At 69.1% G+C, this 22,437-nt stretch carries 19 protein-coding genes and 1 pseudogene; 8 read left to right on the top strand and 12 right to left on the bottom strand.

Features of this window, described 5'->3' with window-relative positions; genetic code table 11:
- Positions 1–615 precede the first annotated feature (615 nt).
- Both FSYMDG_RS11050 and FSYMDG_RS11045 read right to left on the bottom strand, forming a co-directional pair.
- A complete protein-coding gene (locus tag FSYMDG_RS11050; protein WP_013873581.1) occupies positions 616–939 on the bottom strand; it encodes a hypothetical protein in 324 nt (107 codons plus the stop codon).
- An 18-nt stretch (positions 940–957) separates the two neighbouring features.
- On the bottom strand, positions 958–2,838 hold the full coding sequence (locus FSYMDG_RS11045; RefSeq protein ID WP_131772474.1) for a zinc ribbon domain-containing protein: 1,881 nt from the start codon (positions 2,836–2,838) through the stop codon (positions 958–960).
- A 541-nt stretch (positions 2,839–3,379) separates the two neighbouring features.
- Between FSYMDG_RS11045 and FSYMDG_RS11040 the strand changes: the two genes are divergently transcribed.
- On the top strand, positions 3,380–3,943 hold the full coding sequence (locus FSYMDG_RS11040) for a hypothetical protein (protein ID WP_013873579.1): 564 nt from the start codon (positions 3,380–3,382) through the stop codon (positions 3,941–3,943).
- A gap of 228 nt (positions 3,944–4,171) precedes the next feature.
- On the opposite strand, the gene FSYMDG_RS11035 is transcribed toward FSYMDG_RS11040, so the two are convergent.
- On the bottom strand, positions 4,172–5,356 hold the full coding sequence (locus FSYMDG_RS11035; RefSeq protein ID WP_013873578.1) for a trans-sulfuration enzyme family protein: 1,185 nt from the start codon (positions 5,354–5,356) through the stop codon (positions 4,172–4,174).
- Positions 5,357–5,536: 180 nt separating this feature from the next.
- Here FSYMDG_RS11035 and FSYMDG_RS11030 point away from each other — a divergent pair, with 180 nt between their 5' ends.
- Positions 5,537–5,980 carry an Lrp/AsnC family transcriptional regulator gene (locus tag FSYMDG_RS11030; protein WP_013873577.1) on the top strand — a complete coding sequence of 148 codons (444 nt, stop codon included), beginning with the start codon at positions 5,537–5,539 and terminating at the stop codon, positions 5,978–5,980.
- A gap of 32 nt (positions 5,981–6,012) precedes the next feature.
- On the opposite strand, the gene FSYMDG_RS28355 is transcribed toward FSYMDG_RS11030, so the two are convergent.
- Positions 6,013–6,246, bottom strand: coding sequence for a hypothetical protein (locus FSYMDG_RS28355; RefSeq protein ID WP_013873576.1), 234 nt, complete (start codon positions 6,244–6,246; stop codon positions 6,013–6,015).
- 35 nt (positions 6,247–6,281) lie between these two features.
- On the opposite strand from FSYMDG_RS28355, the gene FSYMDG_RS11020 reads away from it, so the two are divergent.
- The 3 genes from FSYMDG_RS11020 to FSYMDG_RS11010 all read left to right on the top strand — a co-directional run bounded on the left by FSYMDG_RS11020 (position 6,282) and on the right by FSYMDG_RS11010 (position 10,010).
- The gene (locus FSYMDG_RS11020; protein WP_013873575.1) at positions 6,282–6,650 is read left to right on the top strand and encodes a helix-turn-helix transcriptional regulator; all 369 of its coding nucleotides are present in this window, start codon (positions 6,282–6,284) and stop codon (positions 6,648–6,650) included.
- Between the two features lie 1,061 nt (positions 6,651–7,711).
- Positions 7,712–8,518 (top strand): methylenetetrahydrofolate reductase, encoded by an 807-nt coding sequence (locus FSYMDG_RS11015; protein ID WP_013873573.1) that lies wholly within the window; start codon positions 7,712–7,714, stop codon positions 8,516–8,518.
- A 550-nt stretch (positions 8,519–9,068) separates the two neighbouring features.
- Positions 9,069–10,010: a tyrosine-type recombinase/integrase gene (locus tag FSYMDG_RS11010; protein ID WP_237702715.1), complete on the top strand. Its 942-nt coding sequence runs from the start codon at positions 9,069–9,071 to the stop codon at positions 10,008–10,010.
- 587 nt (positions 10,011–10,597) lie between these two features.
- On the opposite strand, the gene FSYMDG_RS11005 is transcribed toward FSYMDG_RS11010, so the two are convergent.
- From FSYMDG_RS11005 to map, 4 genes are all read right to left on the bottom strand, one after another.
- A complete protein-coding gene (locus tag FSYMDG_RS11005; RefSeq protein ID WP_237703101.1) occupies positions 10,598–11,488 on the bottom strand; it encodes an IS3 family transposase in 891 nt (296 codons plus the stop codon).
- Between the two features lie 17 nt (positions 11,489–11,505).
- Entirely contained in the window at positions 11,506–11,796 is a 291-nt protein-coding gene (locus FSYMDG_RS28350) for a transposase (protein WP_043602641.1), read from the bottom strand.
- Between the two features lie 126 nt (positions 11,797–11,922).
- Positions 11,923–12,873 carry a CU044_5270 family protein gene (locus FSYMDG_RS10995; protein ID WP_193353067.1) on the bottom strand — a complete coding sequence of 317 codons (951 nt, stop codon included), beginning with the start codon at positions 12,871–12,873 and terminating at the stop codon, positions 11,923–11,925.
- A 241-nt stretch (positions 12,874–13,114) separates the two neighbouring features.
- Positions 13,115–13,882, bottom strand: coding sequence for a type I methionyl aminopeptidase (gene map / locus FSYMDG_RS10990; protein ID WP_013873570.1), 768 nt, complete (start codon positions 13,880–13,882; stop codon positions 13,115–13,117).
- Between the two features lie 93 nt (positions 13,883–13,975).
- Here map and FSYMDG_RS10985 point away from each other — a divergent pair, with 93 nt between their 5' ends.
- A complete protein-coding gene (locus tag FSYMDG_RS10985) occupies positions 13,976–14,272 on the top strand; it encodes a helix-turn-helix domain-containing protein (protein ID WP_013873569.1) in 297 nt (98 codons plus the stop codon).
- 229 nt (positions 14,273–14,501) lie between these two features.
- Here the strand turns inward: FSYMDG_RS10985 and FSYMDG_RS10980 are convergent, their stop codons facing one another.
- The 3 genes and pseudogenes from FSYMDG_RS10980 to FSYMDG_RS10970 all read right to left on the bottom strand — a co-directional run bounded on the left by FSYMDG_RS10980 (position 14,502) and on the right by FSYMDG_RS10970 (position 19,405).
- Positions 14,502–17,042: an ABC transporter permease gene (locus FSYMDG_RS10980; RefSeq protein WP_013873568.1), complete on the bottom strand. Its 2,541-nt coding sequence runs from the start codon at positions 17,040–17,042 to the stop codon at positions 14,502–14,504.
- 129 nt (positions 17,043–17,171) lie between these two features.
- Positions 17,172–17,949: pseudogene (locus FSYMDG_RS10975) on the bottom strand (ABC transporter ATP-binding protein); the annotation flags it as partial.
- A 445-nt stretch (positions 17,950–18,394) separates the two neighbouring features.
- Positions 18,395–19,405 (bottom strand): PD-(D/E)XK nuclease family protein, encoded by a 1,011-nt coding sequence (locus FSYMDG_RS10970; protein ID WP_202797611.1) that lies wholly within the window; start codon positions 19,403–19,405, stop codon positions 18,395–18,397.
- A 161-nt stretch (positions 19,406–19,566) separates the two neighbouring features.
- Here FSYMDG_RS10970 and FSYMDG_RS10965 point away from each other — a divergent pair, with 161 nt between their 5' ends.
- Both FSYMDG_RS10965 and FSYMDG_RS10960 read left to right on the top strand, forming a co-directional pair.
- Entirely contained in the window at positions 19,567–20,763 is a 1,197-nt protein-coding gene (locus FSYMDG_RS10965) for a site-2 protease family protein (protein ID WP_043603472.1), read from the top strand.
- On the top strand, positions 20,760–21,737 hold the full coding sequence (locus FSYMDG_RS10960; protein WP_131772471.1) for a tRNA (adenine-N1)-methyltransferase: 978 nt from the start codon (positions 20,760–20,762) through the stop codon (positions 21,735–21,737). Before FSYMDG_RS10965 ends, FSYMDG_RS10960 begins: the two co-directional genes overlap by 4 nt.
- 203 nt (positions 21,738–21,940) lie before the next feature.
- Here the strand turns inward: FSYMDG_RS10960 and FSYMDG_RS28345 are convergent, their stop codons facing one another.
- Entirely contained in the window at positions 21,941–22,189 is a 249-nt protein-coding gene (locus FSYMDG_RS28345; RefSeq protein ID WP_013873563.1) for a ferredoxin, read from the bottom strand.
- Positions 22,190–22,437 lie beyond the last annotated feature (248 nt).

Here is a 22,437-nt window from a genome sequence, read left to right as displayed (position 1 = left end):
GAGCCATGATCCTCCGCGTCGCGGACGACAGCGCGGTCTGCGCCGAGCCGACAAGGATCTGAGCGGGCTCGCGGCGGGCTCGCGGCGGGCTCGCGGCGGGCTCGCGCTTCCCGCCCCCGCGCAAGTGCCCGGTCGGCCTGTACCTGCGCGGAATCCAGGACCGGCGCATAGACGCGCAGCGCATCACCGGCCATCTGATACGACGTCGCAAGCTTCTGTAGCTGGCCGGGGAATATATCCAGCTCCCCCGAAACGCATCTCCCGCGGAACCAGTCCATACATGGATCACTTCACCGGTGGCTATCGCGGTGAGCTGCTTATGGGCGTGTTCGACGTCAGCGGCAAACGCCAGAAACCGTCGGGCCAGCTCCCGCACCGCGAACGGATCGCCCGGAGCCGGATCGCCATCGAGATCAGGTATCGGCCAGTCCGTCGGACGGTTCACCTTCCAGACCCGCCGGAGACGAGCGAGCGTGTGCCCCGCGGAACCGACGCATCGGAAAGTGCGGGCGGAAAGCGCTGTCGGGGCGACCGAAACCGCCTACGGTCGAGGTGGATACAGGTGAAAAAAATTTGTCGGGGCGCCGGAAACCACCTACGCCTCCTCTGGAATGCTCAACCGAATACCGTGTTTTCGAGGCCTTCCAGGGCGGTGGTTACCGCGGTGACGGTGCCGGCACCCAGCAGCAGGCCGCGTAGGAGGCGGGAGATCCGGCCACGGTCCGGCGCGTCCGCGGTGAGTTCCTCCTCGAGCTCGTCGGTCGCCCGCCGCATCCCGTCCGGGTCCGTAAGATCGTCGGCGTTGTCCCGCAGCGCGGCGCGCAGGTTCTCCAGCGCGCCGCGCGTCGCAGCCGGGACGGCGATCTGGTTGGTGACCTGGTTGTTGTCCCCGAAGACGTTCCCCTGGCCCGACACCGAACCAATGTTGTACGTGCTCACGCTGCTTCTCCCCTGGGACTATCCGCCCTGCTGAGCATTGGTTACCTGCGCCTGGTCGCCGAAGACGTTGCCCTGGCCACTGACCTCGTTGACATTGAAGATGTTGCCGTTGTGAATGTTGTTGATCACCTGCTCGCTGTGCCGCTCGAACTCCGAGGTATCGACGTTGTGCCTTCGCAGGAACTCCACGATGTTCTCGAGAACCCGCCGCTGCAGCGTCTCGAGGTACAGACGCTGGTCCACGTCGGCGTAGTAGTAGTCCTTCAGGTCGGCGGCAACCTCCGCACGAACGCTGCGACGGGCCCCGTAGTCGATGACGACACCAGGGCGGATGCGATCCCGCCGCGTCGCCAGCGACCGCCACCCGCGCAAGGTGAAAGACGGGCGGAAGTTCTGCTTGAAGGTCTGTTTAACGGCGGTCACGAAACGGTCCCAGTGTTCCATCGGAACGGTGGTGACCGCGAGGCAGGGGGCGCCCAGTGGAGGCATGGCAACGGACACACCCTCGATGAAGAGCGTGTTGTTCTGGAGCAGGTCCGCCCGGACGAGATAGGTGAGGCCGAGCTGGTTTCCCGCGGTCAGCCGTTCGAAGACGAGATAGGTCCGGGCATAGCTGGTCGGATTACGCAGTATGTTCGTCAAGATGCCCTCGGGCATATGGGTGTAGGGCGGCTTTCCGGTGCCGGGTACAAGGCCTTGGACCAGCGGCGCGTCCACGCCGCTCACATACAGCTTCTCGCGTACGACAAGGCCGGCAAGGGTGAGGTCGGGGACCGTTCGAGCCAGCCAGTCATGCAGATCGGCCTCGTCGAAGGGGATGATCTGCGAGCTGCCGTCCTGGATACCAGCCTTGCTGGTGTCCAACGTCACGACCCATGTGCCCAGGTGCGCGCCGCTGCCGACGAACGGGTTGGCACCGCTGAACGGCCCGCTGAAAACGATCGTGTTACCGGAGTCCACGGACTCGAGACGTTTTTCGATCATTCTGTCGACGCTGGATGCCAGGTCCGCGGGGTCCACATGCTGGTTCATGACGGCGACCGCCTGCGCCATGCAGTACAGCCGGTAGACCACACGCAGCAGGAAGAGCAGCACCGGGATGGCGATGAGCACGTAGGAGAAGAGCAGCGCGCTGGTGTTGGATGCGCTGCCCAGATCATCGCCGAGATAGCTGCTGGAGGAGCCGCTTCCGCCGAACAGCGAACCGCACGCCGCCAACAGCAGGATGAGCGGGATGACGAAGCCGATGAGAACGGCGATCCCGGTGCGCAGACGCGCGGTGTTCCGTGCGCTGGCAGCATGGCGGACGAGCGCCACCATGCCGATGCCGTGATTCGGGTGAATGGCTCGGTATGGTTCGTCGAGAACGGTCGCCGCCACGGTGCGGGCCATGGCCTCGTTGAGGTGCACCGCCGAGCACAGATACCGGGTGGCCCGATCGGGATCGTGCTCGCGCATCGGCGGACCAGAAGAGGGCCGGCGTTGGGGCGGTGGAGGCGGCTGGCCATCCAACCTCGTCCCGCAGTCCGGGCAGTACTCATCACCTGGTTGCGGCAGGCCGCCGCAGTGCGAGCACGCACCGGTTTTCAGTATCGTCATTACGTCGGCTCCGTGGTGCGCTGCTGGACCGGACGGCCGGCGCGCCGCAACGGTAAGCGCATCCGGGCACACAGATCCATTGGTTGACCGACACGCAGTATCGCACGGCCGTGACACCACGGTGACGGTGAGGGTCCGCAGAAGCGGTAAAGGGCGGCCACTCCCACCATCTATGACTACCGAACGTAAGGAAAAAGCGTGGCTTGATCCGGCGTCGCTGTCCGGTAGAACGATCAGAAAGAACATGTCGACCTGCGTGGATGCGTTACCGAAAACAAAGGATCCACGCTGTCGCGACATCCTCCATCTCATACGGAGAGTTATTTTTCTTCGTACCGGCGGGACGCTCGACAATCGTCCGGCCGGCTGTCGATACTCTTCTGGTCGGCCGCCGCCACGACCGGGGCGGCGTGAATCCCGTCCGCGTCCCGCCGGCGGGGCGTTTCCGCACCCATGGGAGGCGATGGTGTGGACCTGCGCCGCGTGCGGGTCGTCCCAACGACCGGGTATCCGTTTCTGCACCGCCTGCGGAACGACGGCGCAGCCCACGGCACAGTCATCTCCTCCGTCGTCTCCCGTTCGTCCTGATCCTGATCCGCTTCAGCCCGATCCGCGTCGGGGCGCGACGTCTCCCACCGGAACAGGTCCGGGAAACAGTTCGTGGGCACCGGCCGGAGACGCCGCGTCCGACGGCACCGCCATGGACACGGACGAACTGACCCAAAAGGTCGGAGCCTCCGCACCCCCGTGGCCGCACCCTGGTCCACCGCCACCGCCACCGCCACCGCGGCCACGGAGTGCGGCGGCCCGTCGCGGCGGCGTCGCGCTGGCGATCCTGGCGATGCTGGCGGCAGCGATCGTTCTCGTCGTGATCCTCACGGGTCGTTCAGGTTCGGAGCGTGGCAACGGCCAGCCCTCCGTCCCCGTGGCGGCCACGCCGACCACCTCGGCACCGTCGCAGGCCGTCATCCAGCTCCGGACGATCGACGACCTGCTCAGCCGCAGCGGCAGCGCCCGAGGCACTGTCGTCGCGGCGGTCCAGCAGATTGCGAACTGCACCGATCTGAGCGGCGCCGAAACCGACCTTCTCAGTGCCGCGGCCGGCCGGGACGCCCTCGTCGACGAGGTCGACAGCCTCGCTGTCAGCGCCATTCCCGATGGCAGGGGCATGGTCGCCGACCTGCGGACGGCGTGGGTGGAGTCAGCGGCGGCGGACCGCGCTTACGCGGCATGGGCTCGCGAGGTGGCCGGTATCTGCGTCCCGCCGGCGCCGGCGACCTCTTCCAGCCTCCTCGCCCAGCAGCACAGCGTGGAGGCCACCGTGGCCAAGCAACAGTTCGTCGCGTCCTGGAACGATCTGGCCCGCCGCTACGGGCTCGCCTCCCGAAGCGCCGACGAGATCTGAGCGGAAAGCGTAGGTGGAAACCGTCGTCCGAACAGCGAAAACCACCTACAACCGCGGCGAGCGTAGGTGGAAACCGTCATCCTCACAGCGGAAACCACCTACACGGGCTGAGGCGGGCGTAGGCGGCTCTCCGCTGTCAGGCCCGAGTGAACCCGAACCGCTCCGCGCGGGCAGCCGGTGCCGTACCGGTTCGTGGCTTGGGCGTCCGTCCGTTCGCCGGCACTGTCGCTACAGGGAATCGGCTGCCGTGAGCACGTCGTCGACGAGGTCGGCGGTGTCCTCGGTGCCGGCGGCGAGCCGGACCAGCCCCAGCGGAACCCCCGAGGCGACGATCTGCTCCTCGCTGAGCATCCCCGCCCACATCGCCGCGGGGCGCACGGCGAGGGACTCCACACCACCGAGACTGACCGCTCGTCGGACGTGACGCAGCCGGTCGAGGAAGGCGTCGGCCGCCTCGTGGCCGCCGGCGAACTCGACCGCGAGCACCCCGCCGAAGCCACTCATCTGACGGGCCGCGAGCGCGTGCTGCGGATGTGCCGCCAGGCCCGGGTAGTGCACCCGTGCGACGGCGGGGTGCCGCTCCAGCGCCTCGGCGAGGGCCTGGCCGTTGGCGTTGTGCCTGGCGACGCGCAGCGGCAGTGTGCGCAGACCGCGCAGCAGCAGCCAGGCGTCGATGGGGCCGAGCGTCGCGCCGGTGAGCAGAGCGACATCCCAGACGCGGTCCAGGAGCTCCACCGGCCCCGCGAGCACGCCGGCTGACACGTCGGAGTGGCCGTTGAGGTATTTGGTCGCGCTGTGCCACACCAGGTCGACACCGAGCTCCAGCGGTCGCTGGTTCACGGGTGTGGCGAAGGTGTTGTCCGCCAGGATCAGCGCGTTGTGTGCGTGGGCGAGATCCGCGACGGCGCGTAGGTCGGTGATCTGCAGCAGTGGGTTGCTCGGCGATTCGACCAGAATGAGGCGGGTCCGCGGGGTCAGGGCTCGGGCGAAGGCGTCAGGGTCCGTCTGGTCCACCTGTGTGGTCGTCACGCCCAGGCGCGGCAGGAGGTTCAGCAACAGGGACGCCGTGCCGCTGTAGGTGGATCTCTGCCCGATCACGTGATCGCCAGCGGAGGCCAGGGCCAGCACGGCTGTGGTGAGCGCCGCCATGCCCGAGGCGCTGACGAGCGCGGTTTCGGCATGCTCCAGCTCCGCGACGATGGCCGCGACCTGCGCGTGGTTGGGGTTGCCGAAACGGGTGTAGAAGCCCTGGCCGCGCCGTTCGACCGCCGCCTGGGCGAACGTCTCGGCGTCGTCGGCCCAGAAGGTCGCCGTCTGGTAGATGGGCGGTGCCACGGAGCGGTCATGGCGCAGCTCACGATCGGCGTGGTTGACCGTCCTGCTGGTCCTGCTGGTCGTGTGGGCGTCCGGCATGGTTCTTCTCCTGCGTCGGCGGGGTTGGGGTTGACGCCACGAGAATGACCGGTCTTCCTGCCGGAACAGGGGCGATCGGGGCAGTTTTGGCAACAAGTAGCGCCAGAACAGGGCATGAGGTTGTGATAAACGGATCCGCCTGGCGAGAATCTGCTAATCGGCTGGGAGGGATGGCCAGGCATGGATGACGTCGACAGGTCGATACTGGCCGTGCTCGAACAGCACGGCCGGATCAGCAACCAGGAGCTCGCCAACCGGGTCGGCCTGTCGCCCTCACCCTGTCTGCGGCGCGTGCGTCGCCTGGAGGAGACCGGGGCGATCCGCGGTTACCGGGCGCTCCTCGATCCGGCGGCGGTCGGCCGTGGCCTGCGCGTCCTTGTCGGTGTCCGGCTGTTGCGGCATGCTCGCGCCGACGTCCGTCAGTTCGAGAGCCAGGTCGTGCGACTGCGCGAAGTGGTCCACTGCCACCACGTCACGGGAAACTACGACTACCTGCTCCAGGTCGAGGTCGCCGACCTTCCCGCGTATGAGGCCTTCCACGCCGACCGGCTCGCAAGCCTGCCGGGTGTGGCCGCCGTGACCAGCTACGTCGTCATGAAGACGCTCTCCGCCGGCAACGCGTGAGCGCTCACATCCGACCGGCTCGCATGCGCCGGCTACCGCTGTGGGCTGGCGGGTGGGTGACACACCGTGTAGGTCAGGTGCACGAACTGGTCGATCCGTTCGACGGCGGACAGTGCGAGCCGCGACGACAGCAGCCGCCGCGGCAGCAGCGGCGCGCCGGCGCCGAGCGTCACCGGTGCCACACCGAGGATAATCTTGTCCAGCAACCCGTGGTCGGCGATGAATCCGTCGATGCTGGTCGCGGTGTAGTACTGCGTCTTGGTCACCGCCTCACCATCCCACCTGACACCGACACAAAGGCATGAAGATCACCGATATGCCGACCTTCGAGCAGGTCCTCGACGAGCAGCTCGCCGACCCGCCGTTCCGCGCCGAATGGGATCGCACCCAGCTGGCCCGCCAGGTGGCCGACGAGCTGGTCCGCTACCGAGCCCGGCACAACCTGACGCAGGCCGGGCTCGCGGAGCAGACAGGTCTCACCGAGGCGGAGATCGTCTACCTTGAGGCTGAAGAGGAACCATCGTTGGCCGCGCTCGCCCGCCTCTCGGAAGCACTCGAGCTGTCGTTCCAGATCAACATTGATCCTGCGCACTCCGTTGTCCGCATCCACGAGCACCCCCGAACCGAGGACGCGAACCGACAGATGGGTGGGGAGCGCCGCCCAGCATGATGGGGAACAGCGCCCGCGAGCCGTCCCTCTTCGCATAGAGACATCGACACATAGCCGCTTTGCGGCAACATCCAATGCCTCACATGCGTCTCGGTGCATCGTCTGCGCAGGTCAGCTACCAGTGAGCTGCTTGCCCTCCGCTCCGAGGCGCTGGGGGCAAGAAATGGGTTGAGTGACGGTTGGCGCATGGTGATACTGCCATAATGGATCTTGGAAGGGCTGCTGCGGAGTGGCGGCGGCACGGGTTCGTCATCCTGCCTGGCTATCTGTCCAGGGAGGTGCTGTGCCCGGCGGTTGCCGAACTGGGTCTGATGTTTCCGTCCGCACGGACTTTCACGACGGGAGCGATCCCCGTCGGGACCGCTATCTCGGTGACGAGTTCGCCGGAATCGACGAGTTCCCGTTCGCCAGTACGGAGGTCAACCTCCTGGTGGCGCACAATCGCCTGATCCGCTTGGCCGAGGTGCTTCTGGTGGGGACGATCTGCGCATCTACTCGGCCGAGGCGTGGGCGAAGTACCAGGGAGCGGCCGACTACGACCAGGCTCTGCATCGCGACTATCTCAACCACACCGTGGTCGTGCCCAGCGCGGCAGCCGAGTACGGCCCTCTACTCCCGAAGCTGTCCCAGGGGGCAAGGTAGCGACGAGTTGGGTCTCTGAACTTGTATCCGGCAGAACGAGCTTCTGATCGGCGCCGACACCGTGCCCGACGCTGCCGAAACTGCCGCGCGGCGCTCTTCGGCGTCGGCGGCCGCGAATCGGGCAGTGCCGACCTCGCCTGCGCCGTTCCACTTTCAAGGTTCCGGAACATTCCGGCTGCTGCTTCCAATGCTCACAGGTAGAAACCGCCATACGCCTCACCCCCAAGGTTGGCCACCGCTCCAGACGCTAAGCGCTGTCCCGCGGCACTCCCTCAGGAAAGACTCCGCCCGCCGGCGCAGCCGGACATTTCGCAGTCGGGGTCTCCTGCCCAGACTGTTCCTACGGTGCGCTACAGCGGCGCAGCGCACCCGTGCGGTGTGGCTGTGGTCGGTGGATCGTGGCGTCCTATCCTGTCCGGATGCAGGAATCCACGGCGGGTCGCGAACGTCCGGCGCGCGGCTTCGAGCTGATCTGCGAGATCGAGCCGCCGACCCGGCCGGACCTGACCCACGCCCGCCACCAGATCGGCGTCCTGAGCCCCGTCACCGACGCGTTCCTGATCCCCGACAACCACATCGGACGCGCGACGGTGTCGAGCATTGCCGTCGCCCACGAGGTGCAGACGATGGGGGGACGCAGCATCGCCTGCGTGAACTCCCGCGACCGTAACCTGCTCGGCTTCCGCCGCGACCTGCTCACCGCCGCGGCCTACGGCGTCGAGGAGTTCCTGTTCGTCCACGGCGACAAACCCACCGCCGGGAACCGGACCAGCGACCTGACCGTGCGCGCGATGATGGACGAGGCCCGCGCGGCCAGCGAGGATCCGGTCTTCGCGGACATGCCGGCGTTCCGGGTCGGCGCCGCGGCCGGCCTACGTCCACTGCTCGCATGGAAACGAGCGGCCGACTTCCTGTTCGTACAGGTCAGCTACTCGGTGGACGCCCTGCTGCGCTGGCGCGACGCCCATCCGGTCGAACTGCCGGTCTACGCCGGCGTGATGGTCCTCGCGAGCGCCGGGATGGCCCGCCGCCTCGCCGCGACCATCCCCGACATCGACATCCCCGACGACCTCGTCGAAGCGGTCGAACGGGACCAGGCGGCCGGGGTCGAAGCGGCCTGCGACCAGGTGCTACGGCTGCGCGACAGCGGCGCCTTCGCCGGTGTGCACCTCGTTCCGGTCAGCCGCTACCGCCAGGTCGCCACCCGATTTGAGGACCTTCTCTAACCCCCCGGGCCGTTTCTCGCAGGTCTTGGTACCCCCTGCCGGATAGCGCGGCCGTAACCCCCCGCTGAAAGCGGTCAGGGAGCGGTAGCGGGCGATCACTGGACCCAGCGCCGGTGGCGATCTTCCTGCCGCCCTGGGTGTCTGGCAGGAAGCCAATACCGCCCGCGGACGACCTCCTGGCGCTCAGCGGGTCCGCTCGAACCGCGGATACGCCGTCCGCTCGATCGATGCCACCGGCCACCCCGCACCGCGCCCCCACCACCGTGATCGGCAGGCTACCGACCGGCCCGCCGATCACAGCCACCGGGTGCGGTGGTCGCCGTGCTCGGTCCGGGGCGGGTGTACGGCTCCGCCAGGCACATCCTTCACTGTTTAGTATCGTTTTGTTTTTGCATTTCGTATAGTAACGAAACTATAGATACGAAACTGTAGGCGGGCTGGCGCGCGATAAGCTTTACTTCTCGCGCGTCAGGGAGGCGCGGGAGAGAAGGGCTGGGAAGTGGGCGGCGACGGGACAGAAGTTGCGATTCGTCGAGATGGCGATTACACGGTGCTGCCATCCGACCTGGTCGAGCGAGTGGCCGACTATGCCCGGGCGGCCAGGGCCGCCTCGACGTGGCGTGCCTACGAAACAGACCTGCGGCACTTCGCCGCCTGGTGCGCCGAGCGCTCCCCGCACCTGGTGGCGCTGCCGGCGCTGCCGGCAACCGTGGCCGGCTACCTGACGGCGCTGGCCGACGCCGGCTACAAACCGACCACCATCCGCCGCAGGCTGGCCGCCATCTCCGTGGCCCACCAGCTCGGCCGTCATCCCAATCCGGCCACCTCACCCGAGGTCGCGACCGTCTGGGACGGTATCCGCCGTGTCCACGGCACCGCCGTGAAGCGCAAGAACGCGCTGGAGACCGGCCTGCTCACCCGGGTGCTCGCCGAACTGGACGACTCCCGGCTCGCTGACCTGCGCGACCGGGCGCTGCTGCTGGTCGGTTTCGCCGGCTGCCTGCGCCGCGGCGAGCTCGTCGCGCTGGACGTCGCCGACATCGCCGAGACCCCGGACGGCGTGGTGCTGACCATCCGCAGGTCCAAGACCGACCAGGAACGCGCCGGGGCGCTGGTCGGCCTCACCTTCGGCTCCTACCGGCCGACCTGCCCGGTCCGCTCCTGGATCGCCTGGCGTCAGGCCGCGGGCCTCACCGACGGGCCCGCCTTCCGTTCGATCAACCGCCACGGCGGGGTGGGCGCGGGCCGGCTGCACCCGGGCTCGGTCGCCCGCATCGTCCAGCGCCGGGCCGCCGCAGCAGGCCTGTCCCCGGACGACTTCGGCGGGCACTCCCTGCGGTCCGGGTTCGCCACGGCCGCCGCCCGTGCCGGCGTGCCCGACCGGGCGATCATGCGACAGGGACGCTGGCGGTCGTCGGCGTCCCTGGACAGTTATGTACGCGCCGGCCGCCTGTTCGACCGCGACAACCCCTCGGGCAGGGTCGGCCTGTAGCGGGCGCCGGCCACGGTGGCCGGGTCACGACCGCCAGCGCCGGCGCGCTGACGCCGTGGGCAGGGCCGGCCCGCGGTCCGCTGGGCACGGTCGGTTGCCCTGGTCGGTCTGGTCGGTCTGTAGCACCGGTCACCCTGCGCTCATGATCTATGTGCGCTTCGTGCGACAGACCGATAATGAATCCTGCCGGTTGGCTCCCGTCCGCAGTCAGGAAGAGCCACACAGTCAGGTGGATCCGGAAGATGGTGGAACGATCCGTGTGCTCGACATCAACACCTGGCCTGTGCTATCTGACCTGCATGGCAGCCTGCGACGTCCAGGCCCGCCGCCCCGTCCACACAGGCGATTCCGGAGGTAGCAGCCCATCCCATGGCCGATCATACCCCCCGCCGCAACATCGAGACCTGGGCGCACGAGCTGCCCGCCAGTTTCATCGAGTGCCGCACCATGGGACACCGTTGGGAACCCCACAGCGCAGTCTGGGACAAACAGGCCCGCGCCTACCATGTCATCCACGAATGTGACCGTTGCCACACTCAGCGCAAGGCCTGGTGGTGGAGGGTTCCCACTTTCGTGGACAGTCCTAACTATGCAGCACGAAGTGTTTGTCCGTCAAATTCTTCCTCGAACTCGACAGGCGTGAGATAGCCGATCGAGGAGTGCAACCGCTGCCGGTTGTAGTAGATCTCGACATATTCGAAGATCCCCGCCCGGACGCGGTCTATGGTATCGAACGGGTGGAGGTGGACGAACTCCTTCTTGAGGGTGGCCCAGAAGGACTCCGCCGCGGCGTTGTCGAAACAGATCCCGGTACGGCCGACGGAGTTTCGGACGTTGTTGTCGCGACAGAAGGCGACGAACTCACGGCTGGTGTACTGACCGCCTCGGTCGGCGTGGAATATGACGCCGCCGGGTGGCCGCCGGCGGGTGACGGCCATACGAAGCGCGTCGAGAACGAGTTCGGTGCGCATGTGATCGGCGACCGCCCAGCCGACGATCTTCCGAGAGAACGCGTCGATGACGGAGGCCATGTACACCCAGCCATCCCAGGTGCGAATATATGTTATGTCGCCGTACCACAACTGGTTCGGTGCGGACGCGGCGAAGTCTTGGCCGACAAGATCAGGCAGCGATGAGGAGTCCGCGGCCTGCACCGTCGTCACCGGCCGGCGGGGACGCGGATGCACGCTGACCAGGCCCATCGTCGCCATCAGCCGCTGGACCCGCTTGTAGGCGACGGCGACGCCCTGGCGGCGGATCTCGTGGAAGATCCGCCGCACGCCGTACCGCCCCTCGTGACGGTCGAAAACAGCTCTGATCATGGTCGACAAGGTGGCGTCGTCCTTCTCCCTCCGAGACGGGCCGCGTTTCTTCCACGCATAGTAGCCCTGTCGGGACACGTCGAGTTTCTTGCACATGTAGTCGACGGGAAAGGTGTTCGCGCCGTCGGCGGACACAGGCTTCTTCGGAGCGTGTATCGAGATGAACTCGAACTTTACTTCTGCTCGCTCGCGAAGAAGCTCGCCGCTTTTTTTAGGAAGGCGATGTCCATCTGCGCCTGCGCGTACTTCTTCCGGAGCTCCTCAAGTTCCGCGCGCTCCGACACCGACAGCGGCCGCTCCTCGGTCTCGCCGTTCTCCTTCGCCTTCTTCACCCAGTTTCCCAACGTGGTCTCGTGGATACCCAGACTCTTCGCGACCTCGGTCACCGACCGGCCCGAGTCGAGCACCAACCTTACTGCCTCGGATTTGTACTCCTGGGTGAACTTCCGGCGAGCTGACCCCATGACGCTCCTTCCCTATGGACAGCGAACCTCAGGTTCGCTGTCCACGGAAGCGGGATCACTCCAGTCCCAGCAGCGGTTTCCACCGACGGCTGGGCCCTACCACCTATCGATCCTGGTTGGTCGGCGTTAGTGGGTGTCGCCGACGGCGCGGACACGGCTGACCGTGATGATCTGGGTGTACGTGGCGACGGTCGGGTCCGGGGGGAGGCGCAGGCCGGGCGGGGGGCCCGGGGTGTAGACGGTTTCGGTGGTCAGTGGTGTGCCGCTCTCGGCGAGCACCAGGTAGCTGGTGGCGACGACGAGGCTGGTGTGGTCGGAGACCACGACGCCGATGGCATGGCCGGGACGGCCAGCGCGGTCACGGACAGGCCCGGCGTCGAAGACGCCCGGGAGCTGGGCGAGGACCTCATAGTAGGCGGCGTTCTGCTGGGGGCTGGTGAGACCGGAGGCGAGATCGGACAGGGCCTCCCCTGCGACGGCGATGTCATGCAGGCTGGCGGGGGCGCCGCTGGTTACGGCACGGGCGATCAGCCGTGCGCGGAGCTGGGCGGCGTCGGTGGGCATCGTCGCGGGGTCGAGGTCCGGCGAGCCCGGTGGGAATTCCGTCTGGCGGTTGTACCGGTCGTCGGCGGGTTGTGGTCCGCCGACGTTCGTGCCGACGCGGTTGACGTTCTGGACATGGCGCTCGAGGTGCCGCGACCTGTCGGGGCGCTGCCAGGTGTCGATGATGGTGGTGCGGGCCACGGTGGTCGCCTGGTGCCGGGCGACGGTGACGTCCAGTCCGTAGACCTGGCTGCGACTGTAGAGCAGCGGACCGGCGCCGGCCGGTGACAGCGCGCGTTGCCGTTCGGCAGCTTGGGTCAGCGCCTGGACGGCCGCGGCGTGATCACCGGTGGTGGCCGTGCGCAGCGGGGCCGGCAGCAGCGGTGTGGCCGTGGCCACGTCACCGGGCCGGAGCACGGTCGTCCCGACGAGCAGCAGGGTAACCACCGCAGTCACGGCCGCGGCCACCGCGAGCGCCCGGAGCCGGGAGCGGGGAACGCGCCGGGCTGCTGCGCGCCAGGGAACGCAACGCACGCGCTCACGAACAGACGCACGAAGGCGTCGCAACGGCCGACTATGTGACGGCACTCAACGTCCTGCGCCGCATGATCGACAATTTGGGCGGCAACAGCGACCTTCCCTGAAGCCCCGGTTATTCGAGGACTCGCTCGAGGAGCCGACCGCCGATGCCGCGGGACGAAGACGCCGTCGCGCCATGACGGCGCGACGGATCGGATCCCGTGGCTGGCGATCGGCGCCGACTGCCGTCTCGACCTCAGGGGAAGGTGAGGATGCGGGGGCCGTCGTCGGTGATGGCGACGGTGTGCTCGACGTGAGCAGCGCGGGTGCCGTCGGTGGTGTGCAGCGCCCAGCCGTCCGGTGCGGTGCGGTAGCGGTCGCCGCCTCCGGCGGTGACCATCGGCTCGATCGCGAGGACGAGCCCTGGCTGTAGCCGCAGGCCCCGGCCGGGGCGGCCGTCGTTCGGGACGTGGGGGTCCTCGTGCATCTGCCGGCCGATGCCGTGCCCGCCGAAGCCGTCGGGGACACCGAGGCCCGCCGCCCGGCACACCCGCCCGATCGCGTGGGAGATGTCCCCGACGCGGGCACCGACCCGGGCTGCGGCGATGCCCGCGGCCAGGGCCTGCTCGGCCGTGGCGATCAGCCGCAGATCGGCGGGGAGCGGGGTGCCCACGACGAAACTGACCGCGGCGTCACCGGTCCAGCCATCGAGCTGCGCGCCGCAGTCGATGCTGACCAGGTCACCGTCGCGCAGACGGTAGCCATCCGGGACACCGTGCACGATCACATCGTTGATCGACGCGCAGATCACCCCGGGGAACGGGGTCGGCGCGAAGGACGGCAGGTAGTGCAGGAACGCCGGCTTGGCGCCGGCCTCGCGGATCACCGTCGCGGCGACGTCGTCGAGCTCGAGCAGGCTCGACCCGACCTGTGCGGCGGCGCGGACCGCAGCCAGCGCCCGTGCGACCACCTGGCCCGCTTCCCGCATCGCCGCCAGTGCCACGTCCGTCTTGAGCTCGACCATGCCCCCACCTCGCCTCGTCCTTGCCCTGTCGTCGCTCTGTCGTCCCGCCCACCTTCCCCGTCCAATAACTATACCGGTATTAGTATTGCGTTCATGGTGCGGACCGCGCTGACGGCGATGGATCTGGAACGCGGCCGGCGGCTCGGGGCGGCGCTGCGCGAAGCCCGCGGTGAGCGCAGCATGGCGCAGGTCGCCGCCGCCGCCGGGCTGTCCACCGAGACCGTCCGCAAGATAGAGACCGGGCGGATCCCGACACCAGCGTTCTTCACCGTGGCCGCCCTGGCCGGGGCACTCGGGATCTCCCTCGACGTCCTGGCCCGCGCCTGCGCCACAGGCGATTCCTCGGCCGACTCCGACCGACACCACGCCCTGCTCCACGCGGGCAAGTGAGGGATCAGACGGTCGCCATCTCGACCGTCTGATCCCTCACTCCCGTGGTCCGGTGTTACCCGGCCGGTAGCGCCGTAGCCCTCGCCGCTGGGTCACGGGAGCCGGGAAACGGCATGACGAGCGACGCGACGGTTGCGCTGGGCGAATGGGTGTTCTGGTGGGGCCTCCCGAGCATGTTCGGTGCATGTTCGGTGTTGGGAGGCCCCACCAGGGCAGCCAAAAGCCGCCGTCAGGTGGTAGCGATTGCCCGGAGGATGTCCATCTTTGCGGCTCGGCGGGCCGGGAAGATAGCGGCGAGGACACCGAGGAGGCCACCGACGATCACGACGGTGATGATTGTCGGCGTCGGGTAGGCGAAGGTGTCGATGCCCTGTTCCTTCAGCGCGATGGTCAGCGCCCAGCCGAGGAAGCTGCCGACCGCGACCCCGAGCAGCGCTCCGAACACCGCGATCACGACCGCCTCCAACCGGACCATTCTGCGTAGCTGCCGTCTGCTCATGCCGACCGCGCGCAGCAGCCCGATCTCCCGGGTCCGCTCGATGACCGACAGGGCCAGCGTGTTGACGATCCCGAACAGGGCGATGACGACGGCCAGCGCGAGCAGGACGTAGATGAAGCCCAGCAACTGGTCGACCTGGTTCTCCTGCTGCCGGATGAACTCGGACTGGTCCCGGACCTCCACGTTCGGATGGGGTTTGACCGTGGCGTCGATCTCCTGGCGTACCTGGGTGAGATCCGCGTCCTTCACCGTTTTCGCGAGAACGAAGAAGTCCAGGGTGTTGGTGGGGAAGCGTTGGCTGAACTCGTCGAGCGAGATCAGGTACTGCCCGGCCACCGGGCTCTTCTCGAACGTGCCGGCCAGGCGCAGCGTCGTGGGCCCGTCCGGGAACACCACCGGGACCTCCTGGCCAACGGACAGTTTCTGGTCCCTGGCGGTGTCCTCGTCGATCAGGATCGAGCCCCTGCCCAGGGCCCGGAGATCACCGGCGGTGGTCTTGAGCGCCAGCAGGGTCGGCAGCGCCGCCGGGTCTCCCGCGGTGACCTGCTTCTTGCTGTCGTTGATCCGCACGACGTCGGACCGCAGCCCCGTGACGAGCTCGATACCGGGGGCGTCCCGCAGCGAACGGGCGACGTCGGGGCTGAAGCCCTGCGCGAAACTGGTCGAGGTCAGGTAGAAGTCCGCGCCCAGGTTGTTGCGGACCGTGTCCGTCACCGACTGCTTGATGGACTGGCCGAGCACGGAGAAGGCGCTCACCAGCGCAAGACCGATCATCAACGCGGACGCCGTGGACGCGCTGCGGCGCGGGTTGCGCATGGCGTTCTCTCGCCCGAGCCGCCCGGTCGCGCCGAACAGGGCCGGCAGCGGGCTGCCGATGACCCTGGTGACGGGCCGGGCCAGCAGCGGCGAGAGGGTGGACACCCCGAGGAAGGCCAGCCCCGCCCCGATGCCGACGACAGCCGCCGCGCCCTTGCCGCTGGCCGTCGTCAGGCCCAGCACCAGCAGCGCGGCACCGATGAGCGCCAGCGCACCACCCGCGACCCCCCGGATACGCAGCGAACGCGCGGGTAGCACGAAGGTCTCCCGCATCGCCGCCACCGGGGGTACCGACGCGGCCTTGCGCGCGGGAACGAACGCGGCGACGGCCGTGACGATGATCCCGACGGCATAGGCGACGATGATCGTCCGTGGCCGGAAGACCAGGCCGCCGTCGGGGAGGGAGACCCCGATGGCGGCGGTCACGATCCGCAGCAGCACCGCCAGCCCGGCACCGAGCAGCAGCCCCAGGGTGGCTCCGACGAAGCCGACGATCAGCGCTTCCAGCTGGACCGTGAACTGCACCTGCCGTCTGCGGGCGCCCAGCGCCCGCAGCAGGGCCAGTTCCCGCACCCGCTGGGCCACCAGCATCGTGAAGGTGTTGAAGATGATGAAGGCGCCGACGAAGACCGCGATGCCCGCGAAGACGAGCAGGAACGTCGAGAAGCCGGCGATGGCCTCCTGGACGGTGTTGGCGTTCTCGTCCGTCAACTGCTTGCCGGTGATCGCCTCGACGCCGGTGGGCAGCACCCGGGCGATCCGGTCGCGAAGCTCGTTCTGGGAGATGCCGTCGTCGGCCGCGATGCTGATCGAGCTGAACTCGCCCGGGGCGAGCAGCACGCGCTGCGCGGTGGCGGTGTCGAACGCGGTCACCGCGGCGCCGCCGAAACTGTCCTGCCCGGCGATCCGGAACGTCCCGACCAGGGTGTAGGGGGTCGGCCCACCGTTGGTGAGGACGGTTACCTGTTCCCCGAGCCGCAGGTCGGCATCGTCCGCGGTGGCCCTGTCCACGACGATCTCCGCTCCGCGCGGCGCGCGGCCGCTGGCGAGTTCCACCGCGGAGGTCTGGCTGCCACCGTCCCAGTTGGTGCCGAGCGAGGGCCCACCGCCGGTGTCGAAGGCCTTGCCGGTACGGGGGTTGACCAGAACCGCCGTGCCGTCGACGCCGCCGAAGGCCTCGCGCACGCCGTCGACGCCCCGGACGGTGTCCAGCACGGAGGCGGACAGGGGCTGTCTGCTACTGGTCCCGGAGGTGTTGTCCACCGCGTTGGTCGACCGGACCGAGACGGCCACGTTCTGGAAGATGTTGGCGAACAGTCCGTCGAAGGTCCGGTTCAGCGTGTCGGTGAGGACCAGCGTGCCGGTGACGAAGCTGACGCCGGCCACGACCGCCAGCGCGGACAGCACCAGCCGGATCTTACGGGCCAGCAGGCTCTTGAGGGTCGCGCGCAGCATCGTGTCAGACCCTGCCCGCGGATCCGTGGTCCTGCTCCTGGCCCGCCTCGTGCCACTCGTCCGGGCTCTGCCGGGGCTGCGGCTGAGGGGCCTCCGGCGACGCGCCGCCGGCGGCAGACGCCTCCTGTTGGAGATCGTCGAGATGCTTCATGCGTTCGAGGACGCTCTCCGCGGTCGGGTTCGGGATCGAGTCGACGAGTTGCCCGTCCGCGAGGAAGACGACCTCGTCGGAGAAGGACGCCGCGGTGGGGTCGTGGGTGACCATGACGACGGTCTGGTCGAACTCGCGCACCGACCGTTGGAGGAACGCCAGCACCTCCGCGCCCGACCGGGAGTCGAGGTTGCCGGTGGGCTCGTCGGCGAACACGATCTCCGGACGGGTGACCAGGGCGCGGGCGCAGGCGACTCGCTGTTGCTGCCCACCGGAGAGCTCTGCGGGACGGTGGCCCAGCCGGGAGGCGAGCCCGACGGCGTCGACCACCGCGCGCAGCCACTCCTGGTCGGGCTTACGCCCGGCGATGCTGAGAGGCAGGGTGATGTTCTCCGCGGCGGTCAGCGTCGGCAGGAGGTTGAACTGCTGGAACACGAACCCGACGCGGTCCCGCCTCAGCTGGGTGAGCTGCTTGTCCGACAGCTTGGACAGGTCCACGTCGCCGACGTAGACCCGGCCGCTGGTCACCGTGTCGAGACCGGCCAGACAGTGCATCAGGGTCGACTTCCCCGACCCGGACGGCCCCATGATCGCGGTGAAGTGGCCGCGGGGGAAGGACACGTCTATGTTCCGCAGGGCGGTGACCGCGGTCTGCCCCGATCCGTAGATCTTGACCAGGCCCTCGGCGCGGGCGGCGGCCGCGGCGCCTGCCACCCCGCCAGCGGCACCGGCCGAATCCGAAGGCTCCGGGGACATAACCGGCTCGGCCTGAGGACCGGCGCCGGAGATCCGGCCCGCTCGGCTCATGGAAGAAGCTCCTTTCAAACAACATGTCGATCACAACATGTCGATCACGATGCGCTGATCAAACAACGTGCTGACACCACGAACAACCTGCTGACATCGTCCGCCCGGACGCCCGACAAATGCCGGCACCCCGCTGATCGTCCCGCGGGCCGGGACCGGCCGGAACGGATCCGCGGCGGCGCATTCATCGGATCAGATCCACCCGGCTCCCGGTACTGTCCCACCCTCGTCCGACGATCGCCCGTGACTTTTTCGGTGTCGTCCTCGACTTTTCAACGTTGTCCGGCCCGGCGGCGATCCGAATAACCGTCGAAATCCGGATGTACGGTGACTGGCAATCTATGAACGCATACCGCCATGGACGCATATCGTGCCGGGTTGTCGTAACCAACTGTCAGCCATCTGTCGGGTCCGGGTCGGGGCCCGTGCCTGGCCGATCCGGGTCCGGCTGGTGTGCGTCCGCTGCCCGCCGTACCGCCGGCTCTGACGCCGCTGGTTTCGGCTCCGGACGATCGACTGTCGTGGCCTGCGGGGCCGGACGGTCGGCGGCGGGCAGCGGCGGCGGCGTCCCGCCGAACGCCGGACATCTGATCTTGTGATCGCACCAGTCGCACAACTTGCTGGGAGTCGCCCGCCAGTCGCCCGTGCGCCGGGCCCGGCTGATGGCTGACCACACGGCGTCGATCTTCCGTTCGGTGGCGCGCAGGTCGCTCTCGTCGGGCTGCACCCGTATCCAGGTCCGGTCGGCCAGGTAGTACAGCCGCAGCTCGCGGGGGATCACACCACGGATCCGCCAGAGGAGGTAGGCGTAGAACTTCATCTGGAACAGCGCCTGGCCCTCGAACGCCGGGCCAGGCGACCGGCCCGTCTTGTAGTCGACGACCCGTAACGCCGGGCCGTCGCGGGTCGCCGCCTCGTCGAGACGGTCGATGTAGCCGCGCAGCCGCACCCCGGAGTCGAGCACGTGCTCGACGTAGAGCTCCCGGGCCGCCGGGGTGAGACCGGCGGGGTTCTCCAGGCTGAAGTAGCCGGTGAGCAGGGAACGGGCGGACTCCAGCCACGCGGCCCGCTCGGCCTCGTCCGCGAACAGGGTGGCAAGCTCCGGCTCCCGGGCGAGCAGGTCGTGCCAGGCCGGCTCCAGCAGCGCCTCGGCGGCGGCGATCGTGCGCCCCGGCGGGGGATGGTCGAACAGCCGCTCCAGGACGGTGTGGACGACCGTCCCGCGCACCGCGGCGGAACTCGGCGGCTCGGGCAGCCGGTCGATCACCCGGAAGCGGTAGCGCAGGGGGCAGTTCATGAAGTCGCCCGCCCGCGACGGCGAGAGCGATCCGACGACGCGAATCCCGCCCGCGGCAGGCGGAGCGTCCCCGCCGGGCGCGGGCGGCTGGTCCATGGACGGGCTCATGCCTCCGGACCATAGGCGGCCGGTCCGACAATCCGGGCGCCGGCCCCGACCGACCCGTCCCGACCATCTCCAGCCCGCCGCCGGCACGCCGGGTACGCCCGACACGCATCGGCGGTCATGGGGTGTCCCGCCACCGGCAAAGACTCCGTAGCATCGCAGACATGGCCGATCAGCCTGACCAGGTCCCGCGTCCCGGCTTCCCTCACGCCGGCGGAGGCGGCCAGGAGGGCGAACCCGGCCGCCGGCCACCCGGCATGCTCGTCGGGCGGGTCCGCGGCGTACCGGTGTACCTCTCCCCGCTGGCGCTGCTGTTCGGCCTCATCATCGGCCTGCTGCTGCTTGAGCCCAACCGGGAGCGTCTGCCCGGTGTGGCGGACGGGCGGCTGTACCTGCTGGTCGCGATTACCTCCGCCGGGTTCATCGCCTCCCTGGTCCTGCACGAGATCGGCCACTGCCTGACGGCCCTCGGCCTCGGCCTGCGGGTGCGCGCGGTGACGGTGCACGGGTTCGTGGGATTCACCGAGATCGAGCCCGAGCCGCCCACCCCCGCCCGGGAGTTCCTGGTCGCCGTCTCCGGGCCGGCCGTCAACGGGGTGCTGGCCGGCGTGGGCTTCGCCCTGCTGGCCGCGCTGAACAGCGGCACCCAGCCCAGCGTGGTCATACTCGACCTGGCCGCGACCAACCTGATCCTCTTCGTGTTCAACCTGCTGCCCGGTCTCCCGCTCGACGGGGGCCGGCTGGTCGTGGCCGCCGTCTGGGGCGGCACCCGGGACAGGCTGCGCGGCGCCCGGGCCGGCGCGTACGGCGGCTACGTGGTCGCCGGCCTGCTGGCGCTGTGGGTCCTGCTCTCCCCGGGCAACCGGTTCGCCGGTCTCTACCTGCTGGTGGTGGCGGCGTTCATCGCGCTCGGGGCGCACCAGTCGCTGCGCCAGGCGCGGATCCGGATGCGCCTGCCGGGGGTGTCGGCCGGGCGTCTGGTGCGGCGTACCCTACCGGTGCAGGGGGACGTGCCGCTCGCCGAGGCGCTGCGACGCGCCCGGGATCTCGGGGCGAGCGCGGTGGCCGTGGTCGACCCCACCGGCACACCCGTCAAGATCATGAATGGCTCCGCGGTGGACGCCCTGCCCGAACACCGCCGGCCATGGATGACCGTGGACGAGGTCAGCCGCACGATCACCCCCGGCATGGTGCTGGCAGCGGAACTGGAAGGCGAGGACCTGTTGGCGGCGGTACGCGGCACACCCGCGAGCGAGTATCTGGTGACGCAGGACGGGCGCCCGGTGGGCGTGCTCGCCATGGTCGACCTGGTCGCCCGTATCGACCCGGCGAGCATCGGCCGGCTGGTGAACCAGCGGTGAGCGCCGAGCCAGCGCCGCACGGTGACGCGAGCGAACCAGACGAACCAGGAGAGCCAGTGGTGCACCGGTCACCCACCGGCGCCGCCAACCGTCGCGGGACCCTCACCAAGGGTGACCGCGTCCAGCTCACCGATCCCAAGGGGCGGCGGCACACCGTGACGTTGGAGCCGGGCCGCCAGTTCCACACCCACGCCGGCGCCATCGAACACGACGACCTGATCGGCCGCACCGAGGGCGTGGTGGTCACCAGCACCGGGGGGACGCCCTACCTGGCGCTGCGCCCGCTGCTGACCGACTTCGTCCTGTCCATGCCGCGCGGCGCCGCCGTGGTCTACCCGAAGGACGCCGCGCAGATCGTGACCTACGCCGACGTCTTCCCCGGCGCGCGGGTGCTGGAGGCCGGCGTGGGCTCGGGGGCGCTGTCGTGTTCGCTGCTGCGGGCCGTCGGTGACCAGGGGCTGGTGGTCTCCTACGAACGGCGGGCCGACTTCGCCGAGATCGCGCGCAGGAACGTCGAGACCTTCTTCGGCGGGCCGCACCCCGCCCACGTCCTGCATGTCGGGGACCTCGCCGAGGCGACCGAGCGGGACATCGACCGGGTGGTCCTGGACATGCTGGCCCCCTGGGAGGTGCTGGGCACGGTCAGCGCGGCGCTGGTGCCCGGCGGGGTCGTCTGCGCCTACGTCGCCACCACCACGCAGCTGGCCCGCGTCGTCGAGGAGCTGCGGGCCCACGGCGCGTTCGCCGAGCCGGCCGCCTGGGAGTCGATGACGCGCACCTGGCACGTGGACGGGCTGGCGGTGCGCCCCGATCACCGCATGGTCGGCCACACCGGCTTCCTCGTGACGGCCCGGCGGCTGGCCGACGGTGTCACCGCCCCGCCGCGGCGGCGACGGCCCGCCAAGGGCGCGCGTCCCGAGGAGGCACAGATTTCCGGAGCGGTCCAGACAGCCGCCCCGGTGTCGGATTCCTGACGCCGGTACCGCCCGGATGTCGGATCCCCGACATCCGGATGCCCGGCTTTCGTGACGCTGAGAACACCGGGACGCTCCCGGCTCCCGTCCGGCGCCCGATCGGCTGAGATGTTCCCGGGGTGCCGCCGGGCGCCGGATGCCGGTGCACCCGACACCCGATGGGGCAGTGCGCCCGGGTGGGACAGTGCGCCCGGGTGAGACGGTCAGGAGCCGGGGCCGGCCTCGAGGGTCCCGTCGGGGCGTTCGACGTAGATGCAGTTGCCCGGGCAGTCGTCCGCGGCGGCCACGACGTCGTCCACCAGCGGCAGCGGTACCGGCGCCGACGCGCCGGCCTGGGTGCGCAGCTCGCCGTCGGAGCCCTTGACGTATGCCAGACCGTCAATGTCGAACTCGAACACGGTCGGGGCGAGTTGGACGCAGAGGCCGTCGCCGGTGCACGCGCCCTGGTCCACACGTACTCGCAACGTCGAGGGCGCTGCCGTGGACCCCGCCGAGGAGGCCGCCGTGGACCCTGCTGCGGGCGCTGTCGCGGGCCTCGTCGTGGGCGCTGTCGAGGGCGTCGATGCCTCAGGGAAATTCGTGGGCGTTGCCACAGGGCTCCGATCGTCTGTCACCATGGCACCGTAACTCGCTGTTTACGCCAAAGCAGGCCCGTAGTCGTCAGACCGGCGTGCCAGCGGCGGTCACAACGGTAGTGTTG

The sequence above is a fragment of the Candidatus Protofrankia datiscae genome (assembly GCF_000177615.2).
Taxonomy (GTDB): Bacteria; Actinomycetota; Actinomycetes; order Frankiales; family Frankiaceae; genus Protofrankia; species Protofrankia coriariae.
The sequence above is the reverse complement of the archived record's forward strand: the minus strand, read 5'-3'. Positions and strand labels throughout refer to the sequence as shown.

What these genes read in the sequence shown, in the direction of transcription:
- FSYMDG_RS11045 (WP_131772474.1), bottom strand. Translation starts at nt 2,838, where the DNA reads ATGTCGCGACAGCGTGGATCCTTTGTTTTCGGTAACGCATCCACGCAG.
- FSYMDG_RS11040 (WP_013873579.1), top strand. Translation starts at nt 3,380, where the DNA reads ATGCTGGCGGCAGCGATCGTTCTCGTCGTGATCCTCACGGGTCGTTCA.
- FSYMDG_RS11035 (WP_013873578.1), bottom strand. Translation starts at nt 5,356, where the DNA reads ATGCCGGACGCCCACACGACCAGCAGGACCAGCAGGACGGTCAACCAC.
- FSYMDG_RS11030 (WP_013873577.1), top strand. Translation starts at nt 5,537, where the DNA reads ATGGATGACGTCGACAGGTCGATACTGGCCGTGCTCGAACAGCACGGC.
- FSYMDG_RS11020 (WP_013873575.1), top strand. Translation starts at nt 6,282, where the DNA reads ATGAAGATCACCGATATGCCGACCTTCGAGCAGGTCCTCGACGAGCAG.
- FSYMDG_RS11015 (WP_013873573.1), top strand. Translation starts at nt 7,712, where the DNA reads ATGCAGGAATCCACGGCGGGTCGCGAACGTCCGGCGCGCGGCTTCGAG.
- FSYMDG_RS28350 (WP_043602641.1), bottom strand. Translation starts at nt 11,796, where the DNA reads ATGGGGTCAGCTCGCCGGAAGTTCACCCAGGAGTACAAATCCGAGGCA.
- map (WP_013873570.1), bottom strand. Translation starts at nt 13,882, where the DNA reads ATGGTCGAGCTCAAGACGGACGTGGCACTGGCGGCGATGCGGGAAGCG.
- FSYMDG_RS10985 (WP_013873569.1), top strand. Translation starts at nt 13,976, where the DNA reads ATGGTGCGGACCGCGCTGACGGCGATGGATCTGGAACGCGGCCGGCGG.
- FSYMDG_RS10980 (WP_013873568.1), bottom strand. Translation starts at nt 17,042, where the DNA reads ATGCTGCGCGCGACCCTCAAGAGCCTGCTGGCCCGTAAGATCCGGCTG.
- FSYMDG_RS10970 (WP_202797611.1), bottom strand. Translation starts at nt 19,405, where the DNA reads ATGAGCCCGTCCATGGACCAGCCGCCCGCGCCCGGCGGGGACGCTCCG.
- FSYMDG_RS10965 (WP_043603472.1), top strand. Translation starts at nt 19,567, where the DNA reads ATGGCCGATCAGCCTGACCAGGTCCCGCGTCCCGGCTTCCCTCACGCC.